Source organism: Trichocoleus sp. DQ-A1 (assembly GCF_039961955.1).
GTDB lineage: Bacteria > Cyanobacteriota > Cyanobacteriia > Cyanobacteriales > FACHB-T130 > FACHB-T130.
The window spans coordinates 171,465-190,466 of the sequence record NZ_JAMPKE010000007.1; the positions used below are offsets into that span (position 1 = coordinate 171,465).

At 46.3% G+C, this 19,002-nt stretch carries 19 protein-coding genes and 1 pseudogene; 7 read left to right on the forward strand and 13 right to left on the reverse strand.

All coding sequences use genetic code 11. From position 1 onward, the window contains the following. Positions 1-134 precede the first annotated feature (134 nt). Positions 135-311 (forward strand): family 2 glycosyl transferase, encoded by a 177-nt coding sequence (locus NDI33_RS09760; protein ID WP_190411992.1) that lies wholly within the window; start codon positions 135-137, stop codon positions 309-311. Between the two features lie 85 nt (positions 312-396). Here the strand turns inward: NDI33_RS09760 and frr are convergent, their stop codons facing one another. The 4 genes from frr to speB form a co-directional block, all read right to left on the reverse strand. Continuing rightward, positions 397-945 (reverse strand): ribosome recycling factor, encoded by a 549-nt coding sequence (frr, locus tag NDI33_RS09765; protein ID WP_190411993.1) that lies wholly within the window; start codon positions 943-945, stop codon positions 397-399. Then, the gene (pyrH, locus tag NDI33_RS09770) at positions 932-1,660 is read right to left on the reverse strand and encodes a UMP kinase (RefSeq protein WP_190411994.1); all 729 of its coding nucleotides are present in this window, start codon (positions 1,658-1,660) and stop codon (positions 932-934) included. The genes frr and pyrH overlap by 14 nt, the downstream gene beginning before the upstream one ends. A gap of 118 nt (positions 1,661-1,778) precedes the next feature. Continuing rightward, positions 1,779-2,336 (reverse strand): thioredoxin family protein, encoded by a 558-nt coding sequence (locus NDI33_RS09775; protein WP_190411995.1) that lies wholly within the window; start codon positions 2,334-2,336, stop codon positions 1,779-1,781. A gap of 72 nt (positions 2,337-2,408) precedes the next feature. Beyond that, positions 2,409-3,323 (reverse strand): agmatinase, encoded by a 915-nt coding sequence (gene speB / locus NDI33_RS09780; RefSeq protein WP_190676625.1) that lies wholly within the window; start codon positions 3,321-3,323, stop codon positions 2,409-2,411. Between the two features lie 352 nt (positions 3,324-3,675). Here speB and NDI33_RS09785 point away from each other — a divergent pair, with 352 nt between their 5' ends. Then, complete coding sequence (locus tag NDI33_RS09785) at positions 3,676-4,629, forward strand: alpha/beta fold hydrolase (RefSeq protein WP_190676677.1); 954 nt, start codon at positions 3,676-3,678, stop codon at positions 4,627-4,629. Here the strand turns inward: NDI33_RS09785 and NDI33_RS09790 are convergent. The 6 genes from NDI33_RS09790 to NDI33_RS09815 all read right to left on the reverse strand — a co-directional run bounded on the left by NDI33_RS09790 (position 4,616) and on the right by NDI33_RS09815 (position 11,167). Then, entirely contained in the window at positions 4,616-4,987 is a 372-nt protein-coding gene (locus NDI33_RS09790; RefSeq protein WP_190676627.1) for a hypothetical protein, read from the reverse strand. The genes NDI33_RS09785 and NDI33_RS09790 overlap by 14 nt on opposite strands. A gap of 161 nt (positions 4,988-5,148) precedes the next feature. Then, positions 5,149-5,598 (reverse strand): hypothetical protein, encoded by a 450-nt coding sequence (locus NDI33_RS09795; protein ID WP_190429409.1) that lies wholly within the window; start codon positions 5,596-5,598, stop codon positions 5,149-5,151. A 156-nt stretch (positions 5,599-5,754) separates the two neighbouring features. After that, positions 5,755-7,161 carry an LCP family protein gene (locus NDI33_RS09800; RefSeq protein WP_190429410.1) on the reverse strand — a complete coding sequence of 469 codons (1,407 nt, stop codon included), beginning with the start codon at positions 7,159-7,161 and terminating at the stop codon, positions 5,755-5,757. 412 nt (positions 7,162-7,573) lie between these two features. Continuing rightward, positions 7,574-7,972 (reverse strand): hypothetical protein, encoded by a 399-nt coding sequence (locus tag NDI33_RS09805; RefSeq protein WP_190676629.1) that lies wholly within the window; start codon positions 7,970-7,972, stop codon positions 7,574-7,576. Further along, on the reverse strand, positions 7,969-9,249 hold the full coding sequence (locus NDI33_RS09810; RefSeq protein WP_190676679.1) for a serpin family protein: 1,281 nt from the start codon (positions 9,247-9,249) through the stop codon (positions 7,969-7,971). Before NDI33_RS09810 ends, NDI33_RS09805 begins: the two co-directional genes overlap by 4 nt. A 289-nt stretch (positions 9,250-9,538) precedes the next feature. After that, positions 9,539-11,167, reverse strand: coding sequence for a S8 family serine peptidase (locus NDI33_RS09815; protein ID WP_347275916.1), 1,629 nt, complete (start codon positions 11,165-11,167; stop codon positions 9,539-9,541). 187 nt (positions 11,168-11,354) lie between these two features. Here NDI33_RS09815 and rpe point away from each other — a divergent pair, with 187 nt between their 5' ends. Then, positions 11,355-12,062 carry a ribulose-phosphate 3-epimerase gene (gene rpe / locus NDI33_RS09820; RefSeq protein WP_190529182.1) on the forward strand — a complete coding sequence of 236 codons (708 nt, stop codon included), beginning with the start codon at positions 11,355-11,357 and terminating at the stop codon, positions 12,060-12,062. A gap of 402 nt (positions 12,063-12,464) precedes the next feature. Here the strand turns inward: rpe and NDI33_RS09825 are convergent, their stop codons facing one another. The 3 genes from NDI33_RS09825 to NDI33_RS09835 all read right to left on the reverse strand — a co-directional run bounded on the left by NDI33_RS09825 (position 12,465) and on the right by NDI33_RS09835 (position 13,908). Continuing rightward, a complete protein-coding gene (locus NDI33_RS09825) occupies positions 12,465-12,989 on the reverse strand; it encodes a hypothetical protein (RefSeq protein WP_190414265.1) in 525 nt (174 codons plus the stop codon). A 147-nt stretch (positions 12,990-13,136) separates the two neighbouring features. Continuing rightward, entirely contained in the window at positions 13,137-13,589 is a 453-nt protein-coding gene (locus NDI33_RS09830; RefSeq protein ID WP_190414267.1) for a hypothetical protein, read from the reverse strand. A 130-nt stretch (positions 13,590-13,719) separates the two neighbouring features. Beyond that, a complete protein-coding gene (locus tag NDI33_RS09835) occupies positions 13,720-13,908 on the reverse strand; it encodes a CsbD family protein (protein ID WP_190414269.1) in 189 nt (62 codons plus the stop codon). Positions 13,909-14,437: 529 nt separating this feature from the next. On the opposite strand from NDI33_RS09835, the gene NDI33_RS09840 reads away from it, so the two are divergent. The 4 genes and pseudogenes from NDI33_RS09840 to hpsE all read left to right on the forward strand — a co-directional run bounded on the left by NDI33_RS09840 (position 14,438) and on the right by hpsE (position 18,773). Beyond that, positions 14,438-14,563 (forward strand): hypothetical protein, encoded by a 126-nt coding sequence (locus NDI33_RS09840; RefSeq protein WP_348245633.1) that lies wholly within the window; start codon positions 14,438-14,440, stop codon positions 14,561-14,563. A 78-nt stretch (positions 14,564-14,641) separates the two neighbouring features. Continuing rightward, a complete protein-coding gene (gene uvrB, locus NDI33_RS09845) occupies positions 14,642-16,639 on the forward strand; it encodes an excinuclease ABC subunit UvrB (RefSeq protein ID WP_190428900.1) in 1,998 nt (665 codons plus the stop codon). Between the two features lie 229 nt (positions 16,640-16,868). Beyond that, positions 16,869-17,030 (forward strand): annotated as a pseudogene (locus tag NDI33_RS09850) (Uma2 family endonuclease); the annotation flags it as partial. Between the two features lie 729 nt (positions 17,031-17,759). After that, positions 17,760-18,773 (forward strand): hormogonium polysaccharide biosynthesis glycosyltransferase HpsE, encoded by a 1,014-nt coding sequence (hpsE, locus tag NDI33_RS09855; protein WP_348245634.1) that lies wholly within the window; start codon positions 17,760-17,762, stop codon positions 18,771-18,773. The last annotated feature ends 229 nt before the right edge of the window (positions 18,774-19,002 follow it).

Here is a 19,002-nt window from a genome sequence, read left to right on the forward strand (position 1 = left end):
GCGATATTTATTCAATTCATCAATTTTACTGAGTGCAAAGTTTATATAAAGCTTATAGGATAGGTTCATGAAAGTTTTATAAAGTCGCTGACCGACTATTTGGTGTTTCTACTATTTTCATAAGGGGAAAAGCGATGTTCTGGGAATTACGCATCCAATACGCCAACGGCAACGAGAAAGTTTTACGCACCTGCAAAAATCGAGAAACAGCCCTGCGGTACATCGATGCGATCTACTCCCAGGGCTATCCTATGCACGTTGCTTTCCTGGTTCGCCCTGCTTTAGATGGACAAGCGCTTCAACCTGCCTAGTATCCGTTTCTAGCCTTTTGTCCTGAGTCCTTAGCTCTAACGCGATCGCTTTTGACGAGCGACCCATGACGAGTGACTAATGACTTTAAACGGTCGTGATATCTTTTTCTTTCTCGGCTAACAGCTCATCAACCTTGGCAACGTACTTGTCAGTTAGCTTTTGAATTTTTTCCTGCAAGTCTCGCGCTTCATCCTCAGAGATTTCACTATTTTTTTCTTGCTTGCGAATTGAGTCTACGGCGTCGCGGCGGATATTGCGAACAGAAACTCTTCCTTCTTCAGCATACTTGGCAGCGATTTTTGCCAGTTCTTTACGACGCTCGGTCGTTAGGGGTGGAATATTCAATCGAATGACTGAGCCATCATTGCTCGGAGTTAAACCGACATCTGATAAAGAAATCGCTTTTTCGATCAGATTCATGCTGCCGCGGTCAAACGGCTGAATGGTAATCGTACTAGAATCTGGTGTATTAATACTTGCCAGAGATTTTAGAGGGGTTGGGGAACCATAGTATTCCACCGACACCCGGTCAAGGAGAGAGGCGTTTGCCCGTCCCGTCCGAATCGTATTAAAAGACCGTTGAGTTGCCTCAATTGTCTTTTGCATATGATTTTCAACATCAGCTAATTTCACAAGATCCTCCTACAATTGTTCCCACCGCTTCTCCCGTAACGGCGCGGTGGATATTGCCCCGCACCGAGAGGTCGAACACAACGATGGGGATGTTGTTGTCTTTGCACAGGGCGATCGCGGTACTATCCATCACCCGCAGATCGTGAGTGAGGACGTGTCCGTAGGTCAGGCTCTGATAGCGACGCGCCCCTGGGTTGAGATGGGGATCTGAATCATAGATCCCGTCTACTTTGGTTGCTTTAAAAATTACATTCGCATCAATTTCCGCCGCTCGCAAGGCAGCGGTCGTATCAGTGGTGAAGAAGGGGTTTCCCGATCCAGCCCCAAAAATTACGACCCGTCCTTTTTCTAAGTGGCGAATGGCGCGACGCCGGATGTAAGGCTCCGCTACTTCCTGCATGGCGATCGCTGTTTGGACTCGTGTCGGTACTCCGATTTGCTCCAAGGAGTCTTGCAAGGTCATCGCATTCATCACCGTTGCAATCATCCCGATGTAGTCGGCTGTCGCCCGATCCATGCCAGCCGAAGCTGCCTTGACACCGCGAAAGATATTGCCGCCACCGACGACAATTGCCATCTGAATGCCACTTGCCACGACATCTGCGACTTCCTGCGCGATTTCCTGAACCACCATTGGATCGATTCCATAGCCCAGGTTGCCCATTAAAGCTTCACCGCTCAGCTTTAGTAAAACCCGCCGATAAGTTATCCCCATGCCCAGACTATTGTCTCACTCAAAATACCTCCACCATAAGATAACAGTAGAGGAGTAAGTTTTGTGATATTATCCGCAAATTCAGTTACTAAAGTGTGGAGAGCCTTGAGACTACGTGTTAAGGACGCCAGTTTATCGGGGTGCCTACCGCCTCAGTTGAGGCGGTTGTAATCGCCGTTTTTCCTTGCAGTAAAGAAGCGATCGCATCCCGTAAATAATGCACCTTCACCGCTGCTGGATCTTGGGAATTATCATCAATTCGTCCCCTGTAGCGGAGTATCCCAGAATTATCTAATAAGAAAACCTCTGGCGTTGTCTGTCCCCCAAAGCAACGAGCGACATCCTGTGTGGTATCTCTCAGATAAGGAAAATTTAGACCGTGAGTTGCTACCAAATTTTGCATATTCTCGAAGCTGTCTTCAGGCGACTGAACCGCATCATTGGCGTTGATGCCAATCAGGGTAAATCCCTGGCTTTGGAACTCGCTTTGAATCTGGATTAGCCGACCCATATAGGACTGCACGTATGGGCAATGATTGCACATAAAAACAACGCCCACAGCTCGATACTTTTCTAAATACCGAGCCAGGTGGTGGACTTGATTATCGATTCCCGGTAATTCAAAATCTGGAGCATAACTACCAATAGGAGTGCCGGTCTTTTCCATTACACTCATTTACTTATCCCTGGGTAATTACAACAAAGTACGAGGGGGCTACAGTCGTAAAGAACAAAGCAATTACGGTCTCTATTTGCCTTGGGAGAACGCCTGATAACCGATTAGTTTGTAGACTAATTTTGCAGCAGTAAATTCTGATACTACGGAATCTACAATCGGTGCCAATTCCATAACATCACAACCAATCACTTCGTGATTTTGAAACACTTGCCGCAAAAAAGAGAGTAGGGAGTACCAATTTAATCCACCGGGTTCTGGGGTGCCGACACCAGGTATCAGGGTGGGGTCAATCCCGTCGAGGTCAATGGTGAGGAAAACGCGTCTGGTGGGGATACTTGCGATCGCCCTTTCCATCCAATCCGGTTGCGTCGCAATTTCTCGCGCCCGGAACACCGTCAAATTCTTCTCTTTGATCAAGTCAGCTTCTTCTTTGCAAATGGCGCGGATGCCGATTTGTACAGTTGGCAATCCCATTTCCACAATCCGCCGCATCACGCAAGCATGGTTGTGAATCGAGCCTTCGTACTCATAGCGCAAATCGCCGTGAGCATCTATTTGCACGACCGTAAAGGGTTCATCGGGGTAAGCTTTTTGGTATGCCTCTACAAGACCAGTTGTAATGCTGTGTTCGCCACCCAGACCAATAACAAACTTGCCGTCAGCTATCATCTGAGATACCGTTTCGCGGGTAACTTGCAGCATTTCCTCAGATGAAACTGAACGACCGTTGCGGGTGTCTGCAATTGATTCAGCCGTATAAATTCCAATGTCTTTGCCAGTTTCCCAATCTAGCTCCTCATCATAATATTCCACCTGCCCAGAGGCTTCTAGAATCGCATCTGGCCCATTTTCGCAGCCATTTCGATACGTTGTAGTCGCCTCATAAGGAATCGGCAAAATCACCACTCGCGCGGCATCGTAGGTAGAAGCTAAATCAGGACCAAGGAATGGCAGAACAGAAGTAGGAGTTTGCACCGTAGTCATCACCAACTAAATTTCATGAGGGAGTCACCAATCTAGATACTGACATACTCCCCGCTTTGAGTGCTACGCACAGATGAAAAACTAAGGTTTTGAAATTGGAAATTGAAAATTGGAATTCTCCGTGTCACTTTCCGCTTCTTGTGAGAGTCTTCACCTGTGTACCAGGCTTATCTACACTTGGCATCAGAGTTTTTACGGGATTTTCGATTCAGTTGCTCAAAATTATTGGAATTAGTGTTTTCCAGAGTTGAAGAATTGTAAAATTAGGAAAGCTAAGTCTACCCGTGGCGTTGAGAGCGCATTCAAGGTGCGACGGGATAGAAATCAAAGAGATGCGATCGCTATCTATCCCATGACTCCATCTTCCTCCACCACTCCAACTGCACCTACGGCTGCCCATATCGTCACGAAAACTTGGACTTGGCAAGGTTTTCCCATCTGCTACCAGACTCAAGGAAACCAAGGGCCAGCGGTTGTGCTGGTACATGGATTTGGGGCATCTTGGGGGCACTGGCGCAAAAACATTCCAGTGCTGGCTCAAAATTGCCGCGTCTATGCCATTGACTTAATTGGCTTTGGCGGTTCTGCGAAACCCACGCCAGGGGGCAAGATTTCCTACACCTTTGAAACTTGGGGACAGCAACTGGCTGATTTTTGCCGCGAGGTGGTGGGCGGTTCCGTTTTTTTAGTCGGAAATTCCATCGGCTGTATTGTGGCAATGCAAGCAGCAGTCGATCATCCAGATATTGTCTTGGGAACTGCCCTCATTAACTGCTCTCTGCGGCTGCTGCACGACCGCAAACGCGCCCAGTTGCCCTGGTATCGCAGCTTTGGGGCACCTATCGTTCAACGACTGCTGGCAGTTAAGTGGATTGGCAAATTCTTCTTTAGCCAACTTGCCAAGCCGAAGGTGGTAAGGAAGGTTCTCCTGCAAGCCTACAAGCATCCGGAAGCGGTGACAGACGAACTGGTGGATATGCTCATGGCACCCGCGTTTGATGAGGGGGCTGTGGACGTTTTTGTAGCCTTTACACGCTATTCTCAAGGGCCGCTGCCGGAAGACCTGCTGCCCCTTTTGCCCTGCCCGACCATCATTCTCTGGGGAACGGAAGATCCTTGGGAACCGATAGAACTGGGGCGAGAGTTTGCCAATTACCCCAAAATTGAGAAGTTTATTCCCATCGAAGGTGTCGGGCATTGTCCCCAGGATGAAGCGCCTGAGTTAGTTAACCCAATTTTGCAGGATTGGATATTGCAGCATTCAGCCACATTAGCCACAGAATTGACTTCTCTTAAGGAGACTTGACAGAGAAAGACCAGCGATATGATTTCGTTTTGCCATCTAGAGTCCGAAAACGAACTTCAGCGTGATGAGTCCCTGACTCAGAGAAATTGGGAGTGTAACCTATTTCGAGGTGGCTAATAGGCCAGTCGCGGGTGTTGCCAATTTGAGACTGGCTTGTAACATCTACCCCATCAACAAACAACTGCACCGATCTAGGATCGGCCTGTTCCCCTAATTTAAAGCTCAATGCAGCGGCGACATACTGTACATAAGTCTGTGTTGACTCTTCGGGGGGAAACACCTGCAACAGCTGGGCAGGTCGAGGCGCTGAAGATGCTATCAACAGAAGACTCAATAAGGTTCCTGAAAGCTGATTCATCAGAAAACTACCTGGAACGACACAAGTCGAGGATGGCACAAAACTCTAAAAGTAGCCTTGTAAAAAGGGGCTGAAAAATTTACCGACCCGCAGACTCTAGAATCATCTGAAAATACTTAGAAGTGCTGGAATTGTGGCATCAGTGCTGCACCTTTATCAACTTAATAGTGCGCCCATATTTTTCGCAATGGACATCCCAGTGTTTGCTCTAGCAAGTGAAGCTGGCTCTTGTCAAGGTCAGTGTTAGGGTGGCGTGCTTCTAAGATAAAACGAGCGAAACCAGCGGGACACTCATACCGCAAGTCATTTAACGAACAGACAATACCGCAACAAGGCACGATAACCATCAGATCGTTGAATCTTGTGCCGTATGCGGTGTCCATAGCTTGTTGCCACCAGAGAGTTTCCAGGTGGGATAAACAGACAGGACATAAGATTTGTTCCAAGTTGCTGCCTGGGTCAACAAATTCCACGTCATCTGTGACTCTGAGATACACCCGATCTGCTTGCGGGACAAAAGACTTGAGCAATTGCAAGGTCATTTGTTGCGCTGCGGTATTGGGTACAAGCTGTGGAGCCGTTGGAATCAATCTCAGGAAGTCAACAGACATCTAAGCGATCGCCCTCGGCACTTCTAAGCAGCCACTAATACTACAAAAATCCCCTGTTTGGGAATTGGTAGCTGAGAAAAATTTTTAAGTTTTGAATTTTAAATTAAAGAACTCTCTTCAACTCAAAACTCAAAACTCTCATTACCAATCACCCATTTAAAAAGAGTCCCGACTAGCACTCCGCTTAAGCCAGTCCTGACCCAGCTGAATCGTCACATCCGAAACCAGGTTGCCAGTGCTTTCAACCCGCACTTCCCCGAATCCTAGCGAACGGTAGATGGCTTTGGCACTATTTCCATCTCCCTGTTGAGCCACTACGTGCGTTACCCGCAACGGTTCGGGCCACGGGTCGTCAACGTAGACATTCCGGTAGCCAGCATTCCTTAGCGTGTTGATTAAAGATTGGACAGCCTTCATATCACCTGTACTATCTTGAATCGCTACCCGGATATACGCTGGGTCAGTTGCTTCACCACCGTCCAATCCCTGGTCAAAATGCTGCGCCATCATCGTCTGGATGCGGCGGCGATTTGGCACCCAGTAACTCACCTCATGATGCCCACTGCCACTAAAGTCACCCGGTACCATTAACATTTGCACTTGGGAACGGTCGGTCTTGACACCATAGCCAACCAGGGCTAACAACTCCTCAACCGTCAAGTTGGTATCAATATGCGACTGAATAACCGAAAGAATCTTCGGCATTCTCGCTAAAGTGGTTGGATTCAGTGCTTGTTCCATCAGTGCCCGCATTACCATTTGCTGCCGCTGAATCCGACCGATGTCGCCATACTTGTCATAGCGGAAGCGCAGCAATTGCAGCACTTGATTGCCATTGAGATGTTGTTTTCCTGCTTTCAGGTTGATGTACAGGTGCTGGCTATCATCTCGATATTTCATATCCCTGGGGACATAGACGGTAACGCCACCCAAGGCGTCCACCAGCTTTTCTACCCCCTGAACGTTTATTCGGATGTAGCGATCGATTCCCACGCCGCTGAGGAGTTCGCTGGTTGCCTTAGCACTGAGGGCTGGTCCCCCCTCAAGATTCGCTGCATTAATCTTGGTAACGCCGACGCCCTCCACAAAGGTGCGGGTATCCCGTGGGATTGATAAAGCCGCGATTTTTTGCGCCTCCGGGTCAAACCGCAGCAAGAGCATGGTATCTGATAGACCCTCGAAGGAGTTTACCAGGGCGTGGTATCCCAGATTTTTCGTTTCAGGAGGAGGGTTATCCAGGTCGGAGGAGATGACCTTGATTCCCATAACTAAGATATTTACCGGGCGGGTCAGTTCTGGCAATCGCATACTGGTGCGGGAAATGCGATCGCCATCAAACACCGCAGCTTCTTCCGGACTTAGCTGGCTTTGCAGCAAAGGCGTACTGGAAAAAGACACGGCTAACAAAGCTCCCGCAGTTGCTGACAGCATTGCCACCCCAGTCAAGCCCAACCCAAGCCAAAGCCAGTTCACCTGGTTTCGTTTTTGAACAGGCCTTTTCTTGATGGGTTGATTGGATGTTTGCCCCCACGGGCGTTTTTCAGGAATTTTTCGGGCTGACACTGGCTTCCTCACACACGCAAAAAAGATAACACGAATTTGTGTTCAAGGTAGGGGCGCGGAATCTGGCAATCTGGAGCTGGGACGTTTATTTCTAACAAAATCCGTCCTTAAGAAGGATTGCACTAGAACACTCATAGCAGTTTTTCTACCGATTTACTGCAAAATCAGGCAAACACTGGCAAGAGTTTAACCTCATTTCGATAGAGATGCGTAGGCTAGAGGGAGAACCAGCTATCAAGTGCATAGGCCAAATCTTCATTCGACCTTCCCCATTCCTTACTTTTGTTCAAGGAAAGCATCCGGATACAAATGGGTTGCACTCGTAACTCCGGTTGCTTTCTTTGAAAAAATACTGTGCGCCTACAACCTCTCTTGCCTCGTCCCAAGCTGAGGTGAACCAATACACGCTCGTTTAGGACAAGTGTTTGCGAACGACTCCCTCCGCAAGCCCGCTAACACCCGGAATACGTACAGACTTCCGTTGCCACAGACGCACCATCAACCATAAGCTGACCAAAAAATAACCCGATGTCAATAGACCATTGATAAATAACAAACGCAGGGTTAAAGTTTCTGAAGCTTGTGCAACTCCAGCCCCCAATAAACCGTATGCCAACAGCCAACCGAGAGCCAGCGTCACTGACAGCCTACTCACGGTTTGTTGTTGCCGGTTGCTATCACGTCGGTACAGCGTCCAGAGGGCTGGGAAAAAGCCAACTACAGGAATCAAATAGATAAACAGCTGGTAAAGTGGGGTTTCCAACCCGTCCCTCTTGATGTCTTGATTTTCAAACGGGTCAAGGTCTTTCATTTTGGTTCCACAATAGACCCCATAAATAGAACGGTTCCAGTTTGATTATCTCGAATACAAGCGAAAAACGGGCGGTTAACAATCATCTCGAAGGGTTCCTCTGGCATCGGTGCAGATGTTGTCATTACTCCGACGGCAGTGACTGCGGCTGCTTCGGTTCCTGCTTCGTTCACTTCCACAAAGGTTTTGTGCTTGACTTGATTGAGCTGGAGTGGGATAGAACTCATCTGAGTAAAATTAGCATTTGAGTCGAAAGCTACTTCCATACCCAGCGCTTTGAGAGCGTCGTTGAGTTCTATGTCGTAGTCCATTTTGAAGCGAGGCATCTGGATGAATCCCGGTTTCGTTTTGAATTGAGTCATCCATTCCTCCCAGTTTTCAGTATTTAGCTGCTGGTAAAAATTTGTAAGTTTAAAATTTTCTTTTGGCAGAAAAACATATAAGCTAAGTTTTCCTTTTCCGTAGGGTAGACTAATGGCTTGAAACTGGTCGTTTTCGTAGTATTTATATTTATCCCTTTGAGACATCATTGGGTGTTGTTTCTGAGTTCCATCGGAAAGGTAGAACGGTTCAGTTGTTGTTTGCTTCTGGTCAAATTTCTTTGTCCAAGTCCCTTTGAAGTAAAGAGCGTTGATCAAGAATAACACTTGATCGGGTGGAATTTTGTTGACAATTGAATTGATTTTACCGCGAGTATTTTGTTTTACCCAGTTATTAATGTCAGAGATAGCGCTGGGTTTTCTAAAGTCTATTTCTGCAATTTGCGCCTGATAAAATTGGCGATTTCTTTGAAGAAAATCTGGGTTAAAAGAGACGCCTTTCTTTGCCCAAAGAGAGTTGGCAATGGTGAGCTGCACTTGGGAGTCTGGATTTTCTAAGAGCGCTTTCAAGGCGTCATTGGATTGATTGACTTCTTGTAGGCTTAATCCTTGCAATTCCAAGGTTTTTGCCATTGCTTGTTGAGTATCGCCGCTAGCACCGTTGTAGGTCATCGAGAGTGCGATCGCTACACTAGAAGGCGACACAAAAATATTCTTGCCGCTGTCCTCTTTTAAAATTTCCTTGAAGAGTTTGAACCCAAATTTTGTATTCGCCGCAACCAGTCTCGAATCCACGGTTTTCTTCTGGCGCTGACTGATGGTAGGAGAGGTTCCAGGTTGCCTGGGTTCGCCCATTGCAGCCTGCGGATTTTTGACCATCGACCATCCCAGTAAACCGAATAGGATGATACTGACTGATGCGATCGCTACCATTAAACTGAACATTGGTCGCTTCATATAGCTGTTTATATTGCCGTAACATTCCTTTTCTAGAATGACGGCTAACAGCCAGGGACGTTCCACTGGTTACGGTTTTGGCAACTGATACCAATTTACTATTTTGATGTCACATTTGCGCTCGCCCCAACTCCCCTTCAAAAGGGGGGCAATAGACGTATTTGTGGCAGACATAAAGTGAAATGGTATGAACCGGATCGAAGAAGGTTTAAGGAGCGTGTCTATAGAAGGCGCGCTCTTTTGTTAAACGCACCTCTATATTCTTCAATCTCAAATCGCGATTCTATGTTTAATTTTTCCCTTTGAGTAGCTCTTTCGCGGGTACTGTCCACCAAGCTAAGGCATAGGCTTGAGTATTTTCATTGAATTTCTGACGATAATGGACGCGAATTTTGTAGCGACCCGTGGCAGGAATTTCCTGAAAAATGTGTTCTACACTATCAACATCGCTTTCCGAAGACCAGATACTCTTGCTGATATCATTATCTTCGGCTCGCATCAGGTAGATATCGAGATTGTTTAAGCCGCGATCGCTAAAACTTTCTCCAACATCAAACTGCTTGTTGTTATTTTGATCTTGTAACTCCACGCGCCTATCCCAGGCGAGCGTAATCGAGGCAAAACTCCCTTGCTGCAATGGTTGGTTCAAGACATAATCCTGAAATGCAGACTCCTTCACTGTGCGGTAATCCCAACCGACCAACGGCACCGGCTTTTCAGAATTCCACTGACCGGGACTAAATTGCTGGTAAGCCCGAAAAGTATTCATTTGTCCGGTACCCATTTGGAAGTCTAATGGGATTTTTCGGTCTTTGTAAGCATCGGAGGCTAACCAGTCGCGGTTATCTTTGGTCAAAATTGTGCGACTCATCGCTTGGCGCAGTCCATCACCAGTGTCTTTGATTTTTTCTGCGGAGTTCAGCAGCACAGCTTTCATAACTTCATGACGACGGGCGTCTGGAGTCCAGTTGGGCTGTTGTGTTCGCAGTTGGCGATCGCTATATTCTTGTAATAACGCGACAGATGCGGTGACATGGGGAGCCGCAAAACTCGTTCCCGTAACCCGACTTTCCTTACCCTTAATATCTAATACCTCGATCTGGCTACCGGGTGCTACTAAACTAATCGAGCGACGGGGGCCAACATTAATTTCCCGGTCAAGCAGACGCTTCGCAATCCCGATAGGCGCAGCGCTCAAGTTGGCAAAATCTACTTTCGTAAAAATTCCCTCGCGGCGCGTTGTGTAAGCAACATTGACGCCATTATAGTTATCGGTGGGAATCGGAATCCCGCCAGTCCCTTGATTCCCCGCTACTACATAAAGCGAGTCGTGGACGCGAGCAGACCAGTCAATACACTGGGTTAGTAGAGCGTTGCCATCCAGAATCGGGTTCGGTCGAGAATCTCGCTCCAGAGACTCTCCAAAACTAAAGTTAATTGCCCGAACATCGCCCCCGTTTTGCATCGCCACATACTGCGTGGATAAGCACTCTTCCGGTTGACCTGTTTTTTGCGGTGCGCCAACCGCTGAAGCATAAAGTCGTGCCTGCGGTGCCACGCCTGGTAAACCTTTATCCGAGCTAATCATCACGCTTGCTACCATTGCTGCGTGCCCATCAACATTACTATCAGCTTTGGCTGGGGCATCTCGGTAAAAGACTCGGATCAAGGAGAAGGCTCGATTCCGGGAAACCGCTTTATCCAAACCAAATTGTCCCGGTCTTCCAATCTCCACTTGACCGATAGCAATCTTACGACCCAATAAGTTATAAGGAGCAGCGTGTAGCCTTTGGGCATCAATGCCTGCTTCTCCTAGTGATGAGGTTTCGTTAGCCAGAGAGGAAGGAGCGGTTAACGCGGTAATTCCCAGCCCCCAAACAAGCCATGTTAGTTTTTTAAAAATCTGCTGGTGAGCCACGCAAGCTTCTCCACTGAAGTTTTGAAGGTTGAAGGTTGAAGGTTGAAAATCTTAGTTTCAAGGTTGAAGGTTAGAGATTGAAGGTTAAATTCACACTTCATCGTTCATACTTCATACTTTTTTAAGGCTTGCCACGTCTTTTGTTAAACTGAATACCAGACGAGGACGCAAGAGAGTATAAATAACCATGACCCAAACGCCATCCCAGAAGCCGATTGTTATCGCTCCATCAATCCTATCAGCTGACTTCAGTCGATTGGGAGAGGAAATTCAGGCGGTAGATGCCGCCGGTGCAGATTGGATTCACGTTGATGTGATGGATGGTCGCTTTGTTCCGAATATTACAATTGGTCCGCTGATTGTAGAAGCGATTCGCCCAGTTACCCAAAAGCCGTTGGATGTCCACTTGATGATTGTGGAACCAGAAAAGTATGTGGCAGATTTTGCGAAGGCGGGGGCAGATCATATCTACGTTCATGCAGAACACAACGCTTCACCGCATCTGCACCGGACTTTAGGACAAATCAAGGAACTGGGTAAAAAGGCGGGTGTCGTTCTCAATCCTTCTACTCCTTTGGATTTGATTGAGTATGTGCTGGAGATTTGCGATCTGGTATTAATTATGAGCGTTAACCCCGGTTTCGGCGGTCAAAGTTTTATCCCAGAGATGGTGCCGAAAATCCGGAAGTTGCGTCAAATGTGCGATGAACGTGGTTTAGATCCCTGGATTGAAGTGGATGGCGGACTCAAAGTAGATAATACCTGGCAGGTTTTGGAAGCAGGAGCGAATGCAATTGTTGCTGGTTCTGCTGTGTTTAAGGCGAAGGATTATGCACAGGCAATTGAAGGGATTCGCAATAGTAAGCGTCCTTCACCAGAATTAGCTGCGGTGTAAGAAGCATTTAATAATATGCCTGTAGAAATGGGATAATTCTTATCTCTACGAGATGAACAAAGCCTGCGATCGCAGGCTTTTTTTGTTGTTAGATAAGAAGGCGATCGCTACTACCCCTTATCTAGGCCTAACACTCCGACTTGGCACTGTATCCACACCCTCACCAAGAATTCAAACTACAAACATTTCTTGGCTTTCAGCCCAGATGGGAAGATTCTGGCGAGTGCGGACTTTGATATTGGTTTGTTCGTGAATGGTCGTCAATGGTGAGGATAGGAAAATTTCAGAGAAAGCTATTCAATGAGCTGAGCTAATTTAAAGGCTATTAAACCGAAAAAGGCGATCCAATCAAATTGGGTCGCCTTTTTTTAACAAGCTAATGCTATTTCAATTTTGCTGGCTTTAGTGCCTGCGTCCACCTAGCCACTTAGCTGCCATAATGCCAAATACAGCGGCAACCACTGGATTGCTCAGAAACTTCATAATAGCTGGTTTGTCAGCTAATACATCTTGGAAGATGTCAGGATGAGTGTGATAGGTAAAGGTAGCCAGTTTGCTAACATCATCTGCACTCATGCGGCTGGGGTGATGGGTGGAGAGACTTAATTGTTGCTCTAACTGGCGGTCATTAAGACCTCTTTCCTTTAACCGCTTGAAGAACTCCCGCGCCACATCATCCCGTTCGCTGGGTTGAATCTGCGCGATCGCTTTTTGCAGTTCTGGTTCCATCTGGCTGACAGGAATGCTGTCTGGATGTAGAGACTTCCCAAACAGTTGACGGCGTTCGTCTCTAGAGGAACGTTGAGCAAAGTCATCAAAATTTTGATAGTCGCTGCTAGGATCGCTTGGAGCATCCTGCATCATTTCGGAGTCACCACCAGCCAAATCATTCATGATTTGACGCTTATATTGTTCGCTGCTGGTCATTTTCTTATCTCCTGATTCAAAAGCTGAAAGAAAAAATCGTAAATTTTGGGTAGAGAGGGGATTCACCCTATCTCTACAAATGCACCTTCTAAAGTAGTTAAAGCTAGATGAGTTGCCCCAGCTTTCACCGATTTCCCCTTAGTTAAACTAAGCACCTTGATACTGAATTTGTTTTGACTGCTCATCATATTTTGCTGTCAAAATCAGTTTTTTATCTGGCGCATACATCAAAATGGTTAAATCTTGGTTGGGAAAATTCTTGTGGAATCCTTGAGCTAAAGAGCTTGCTAAACTTTTAACTTCGTTAGGACGGACTTGGGGCGTAATCACAACTCCCAATTTGTTGTTATCACGGACGTAGGCATCCTTGACTAATCCTTTCGCTGTCTGGACTACCCAGTTACCAAATTCTTGACCGGCGGCAGTGCTACCCCGTTCCAACTGTTGATATGCGACAATGCTGTTAGCACCGCTACTCGCACCCGGTAGAGCTTTCGGTTGAGTTGCTTGGCTGGCTCCACTACAAGCTGTAGCTGTAGAGAGGAACAGAACCAAGACTAAAGCCGTAAAAATTTTCCGAAATTGCTGAAGAAAATTCACCTCAGTCTCCTATTAAACTTGTCTTTACAAGACAGAATCAGGGTGTTGCCTGTCTGTGGTATTGGCTGCATTAAATAAGGGAGAAGGTCTAGATGAATCTTTTCAGTAGCTAGACCTCCAAAGTCAAGTATTAGGCGTTATCAACCAAATCTTTTGCCTTATCTTTCACATCTTCTTTGGTGTGACTTACTTGGGCTTCAGCTTGCTTGGCTTTTCCTTCAGCTTTATCTTCTGGATCGCCAGTTATATTGCCGAGCGCTTCTTGGGCTTTGCCTTCGATATTTTTGCCGGTTGCTTTAGCTCTATCTTCAACGCTCATTTTTTTCTCCTAATCTTTCAAACAGTTTTTATTTTAGAAGATGCGTTAAATTTGCTTTATTGCCGCAGTCTTCTTTTGCTTCTATGTATTCAATGTATCTAGTTTTGTTTACATAGCCTTCTGCCCCCAGACAGAAAAAATGGGGATCGCTATTATTACTCTTTACCTATGCTCAAAGAATGAGCATTTCCTACGGCTAAAGGTAGATGATAATTTAAAAAACTTCTTAATTTTTACAATAGGAAATCTTGTCACGGCTAAAAACGTGGGATTATTATCCCATTCATAAGTTCCCTTCAACAGCTCTCTCGAACCTTTGCAGTAAAAGCGCCCCTGCGCTAGAAACAAGCGGCTTCCCAAAGTTGCAGAGGGAGTGCTAATCAAGTAAATGGGGAGAAGTAATTTAGTCCCAAGTGCAACTAAAATGCGATCGCTAAAAACTTGGATGACACAATCTCATTTGCAAGCAATGTTGAAGCCGATAAACGAATCAGCGATCGCTTTACCGCTTGAATACAAAAAATAAGAATTGTCAATATTTATTAAAATAATTATGCTGTTGGCGATGAACGTGCATGGCAGTGACAAGTTAGGATTTATTTCTGGCGATCGCTTAGATGAGCAAGGCATAGAAGAGGGCAAATGGCTAGGATGAGAGAGAAGAGAGATGTGGTAATCTGCCGACCAAGCTCCAGGCACGAAAAACAATTTTCTTAAAGCTTCTTAAAACTGTATGACGCAATTTTGTCTGCAAGCTCCCTTTCAACCGACGGGCGATCAGCCGAATGCGATCGCGCAACTCACGAAAGGCGTAAAAAAAGGCGATCGCTTTCAAACCCTACTGGGAGCGACGGGAACGGGCAAGACATTCTCAGTAGCAGCCGTTATTGAGAATGTCGGCAGACCCACGCTGGTATTGGCGCACAACAAAACGCTCGCTGCTCAATTGTGTAACGAATTGCGGGAGTTCTTTCCCCCAAATGCGGTGGAGTATTTCGTCAGTTACTACGACTACTATCAGCCAGAAGCGTATATTCCCGTCACCGACACATATATCGAGAAAAGTGCTGCAATTAACGACGAAATTGATATGTTGCGACACTCCGCCACGCGATCGCTTTTTGAGCGGCGCGATGTCATTGTCGTGGCTTCTATTAGCTGTATTTATGGTTTGGGAATTCCCTCGGAATATCTCAAAGCCGCGATTCCCTTAAAGATGGGGCGAGAAGTGAATCAACGCGAGTTGCTGCGAGATTTAGCTTCCGTGCAGTATAGCCGCAACGATGTAGAAATGGGGCGAGGAAAGTTCCGAGTTCGGGGCGATGTGCTGGAAATTGGCCCGGCTTACGAAGATCGGATTATTCGCGTAGAATTCTTTGGAGATGAAATTGACGCCATTCGCTACGTTGACCCCGTAACCGGCGAAATCCTTCAGAGTATGGACGCCGTAAATGTGTACCCAGCGCGTCACTTTGTCACCCCAGAAGATCGGCTAGAAGCCGCTTGTAATGACATTGAACAGGAACTCAAAGATCGGCTCGAAGAATTAGAAAAAGCTGGGAAATTACTAGAGGCGCAACGACTCGATCAGCGCACTCGCTACGATTTGGAAATGTTGCGGGAAGTCGGATATTGCAACGGCGTTGAGAACTACTCCCGACATCTAGCAGGACGGCGTGCGGGAGAACCTCCAGAGTCTCTGATTGATTATTTTCCTAAAGATTGGCTATTGGTGGTGGATGAATCTCACGTTAGCGTCCCGCAAATTCGGGGGATGTACAATGGCGACCAAGCACGAAAAAAAGTGCTGATCGAGCATGGTTTTCGCCTCCCCAGTGCGGCTGATAACCGTCCTCTGAAGTCAGAAGAGTTCTGGGAGAAGGTGAATCAGTGTATTTTTGTTTCTGCAACTCCCGGTAACTGGGAGATAGAACAGTCAGAGGATCGAATTGTACAACAGGTGATCCGTCCGACTGGCGTACTCGATCCAGAAATTTTTGTGCGTCCCACGGAAGGACAAATTGACGACTTGTTAGGTGAGATTAAAGACAGGATTGACAAGCGAGAACGGGTGCTAGTTACTACCTTAACTAAGCGCATGGCGGAGGATTTGACAGAATATTTACAAGAACGAGGAATTCGAGTCCGCTATCTGCACTCAGAGATTAACTCGATTGAGCGAATTGAAATCTTGCAAGAGTTGCGCGAGGGCAATTTCGATGTGCTAATTGGGGTTAACTTGCTGCGAGAAGGGTTGGATTTGCCGGAAGTTTCTCTGGTGGCGATTTTAGATGCAGATAAAGAGGGTTTCTTACGCGCAGAGCGATCGCTCATTCAAACCATTGGTCGCGCCGCTCGTCACATCCGGGGACAAGCCATCCTCTATGCTGATAATCTCACCGATAGCATGATCAAAGCGATCGACGAAACCGACCGACGGCGGGGGATTCAGATGGCATATAACAAAATGCACAACATTACACCCCAGCCGATTATCAAAAAAGTCAATAACTCAATTTTGGCTTACCTAGATGTTTCGCGGCGGCTGAATTCTCAACAGTTGGAAGAAATTTACGAACAGGCGGACGATTTGCCTTTAGAGAATATTCCAGAGTTGATTACCCAACTGGAAGCGCAAATGAAGGAAGCAGCAAAGAATTTGCAGTTTGAAGAGGCTGCAAAATACCGCGATCGCATTAAGCATCTACGAGACAAATTACTCGGTCATTAAAAACGCTTAAGCGCCTCTCTTTTCTTACTTTGCGTCCTTCGCGTCTAAGCGCTTCGCGCAGGCTTCGCCAACGGGGTTCAAAAATTCAACAGCGATCGCACTTTGACTGGAAAAACAGGGTGAAGAGCGATCGCAGCCATACACCAATCAGCCATCTGAAAGCCAAGTTGAGCAATCTTCATAATTGAGTTCACCGACTCAGGCATCACCCGTGCAGCCTATGAACGCCATCACCAACGGCGTTGGCTTAGGATGGCTGATTGATCCAAAGACGAAGCAGGTAGAAATTTACCGTGTAGGGCAAGATGTAGAGGTGATGGAGTTTCCTTTAACTCTATCTGGCGAGGATGTGCTACCTGGATTTGAGTTGGATTTGGATGAGGTATGGTGAAAGCTGATTTTTGGTAAGCGATCGCATCCAACCCGAATGGGATTCACTGCTAGAACATTGCTACACAGATGCCAATTCTCGGTACGAGCGGCACTAATGAGGTGGTGCCGCATATTCCGGAAGGGCGCTAGATAAGGCATACCAAGGATTTCTGGAAAATTTAGCAAGCGTAATTTTTTGTCATCCCAGCTAATCCCCTCATCCAGAAATCATGCTCTCAAGGAAAATAAACCTTACCCTAAATTTCTACCTTTTGATTGTGGTGAATGGTACTAGCGATATCCGTACAATGTTGGCGATCGCTGTCTGAAACTTCACTGCCGTCAATGCAGTTAAACTTTATAAGAGGCAACTCTTACTTTGTCGTGCCCGTCTCATAACCCCAACGTTCAGGGTGCCACGAGAAAACCTAGCGTCCCTGGCGCCTCGTGGAGCGTCAATCTGGCTTTGAATCGTCAAATGTCGATTTTTCTCCGGCATCTACCCACAGCCGAGTCATCTCCCCGCGTCATCAGCGGCTGACGACGATCTTCCAGATTAGGCAGTGCTGAAACCAGAAAAATTAAATTTGCATCTGCATCTTCGATCTTGTTTGCAAAGGGCAGAGCTTCTCGATAATGTTGGCAATTCGCGCAGTCCTAATTATGTTCGTGGGGTTGCGATTTCAACCAGTACTTCTGGGCATACTAAGAGTATAGAAGAGCATCATTAAGCTTAGGAATGTAACATATGCTTAATTACGATCGCGTATCTGAAAAAACTGCTCTGAAACCGATGTCTGTTGATTTTACTGTAGCCATTCCGACTTATAACGGGGAAGACCGTTTACCTGATGTCTTAGAGCGACTGCGATCGCAAATTCATACCGAGCAAATTGTCTGGGAAGTTTTAGTTGTTGATAATAACAGCTCAGACAATACCGCCAAAGTTGTTCGAGAATACCAAGCAAACTGGCCTTTCGCCTATCCTTTAAGATATTGTTTTGAACCCCAACAAGGACTTGCCTTTTCCCGTCAACGTGCAGTCCAAGAAGCCAGAGGTAAGTTGATTGGATTTCTTGATGACGATAATTTACCAACATCTACGTGGGTTGCAGCAGCATACACATTTGGGCAAAATCATCCGAAAGTTGGCGGTTATGGGAGCCGCATTTATGGTGACTTGCAAGGGACTCCTCCCAAAAATTTTGAAGAAATCGCTTGTCTGCTCGCTATTGCAGACAGGGGAACAAATGCTCTATGCTACGAACCCCACAAAAAGGTTCTACCACCTGGAGCTGGATTAGTTGTGCGTCGCCAAGTCTGGCTGGAAAGCGTGCCGAAAAATTTTATTCTTCACGGGCGAATTGGCGACAATATGCTGGCAGGAGAAGATTTGGAAGCGCTATTACATATTCAACAAGCTGGATGGGAAATTTGGTACAACCCTGAAATGTGTATTCACCATCGAATTCCCCACTGGCGCTTAGAGAAAGACTATTTAATCAAATTATGTCGAGGGATTGGTTTGAGCCGCCATCGGACTCGGATGCTTAGTTTCAAACCTTGGCAGCGACCCGCCGTTTTTTTTATGTATATGGTTAACGATTTACGTAAAATATTATTTCATCTAATCAAGTATAAATTTTCGTTGAAAGATGATATTGTAGCTGCTTGCCAAATGGAACTTTTTATTAATAGCCTGATTAGCCCTTTTTATATTTGGAAAACTCGACTACGTACTTATGACATAAAAATTGATTAAATTCTGCGTAGAGAATTTACCGTTTATATTGTAACTATTCTCAATATAAAAGCTTTACTTTCTCTTCATACAGGGAGTATTGGTCTCGCTTAAACTGGTCTTTAGCTGGATCAATCGGGAAAACTTTATGGAAGCGATCGCTCTAAAAGCCTAAGCTTTTCTTCCAATCAGTGCTGTTGATACCTCAAAAGGCATTCTTGTTGGCGATTCCAAAACCCTAAAAACTCTC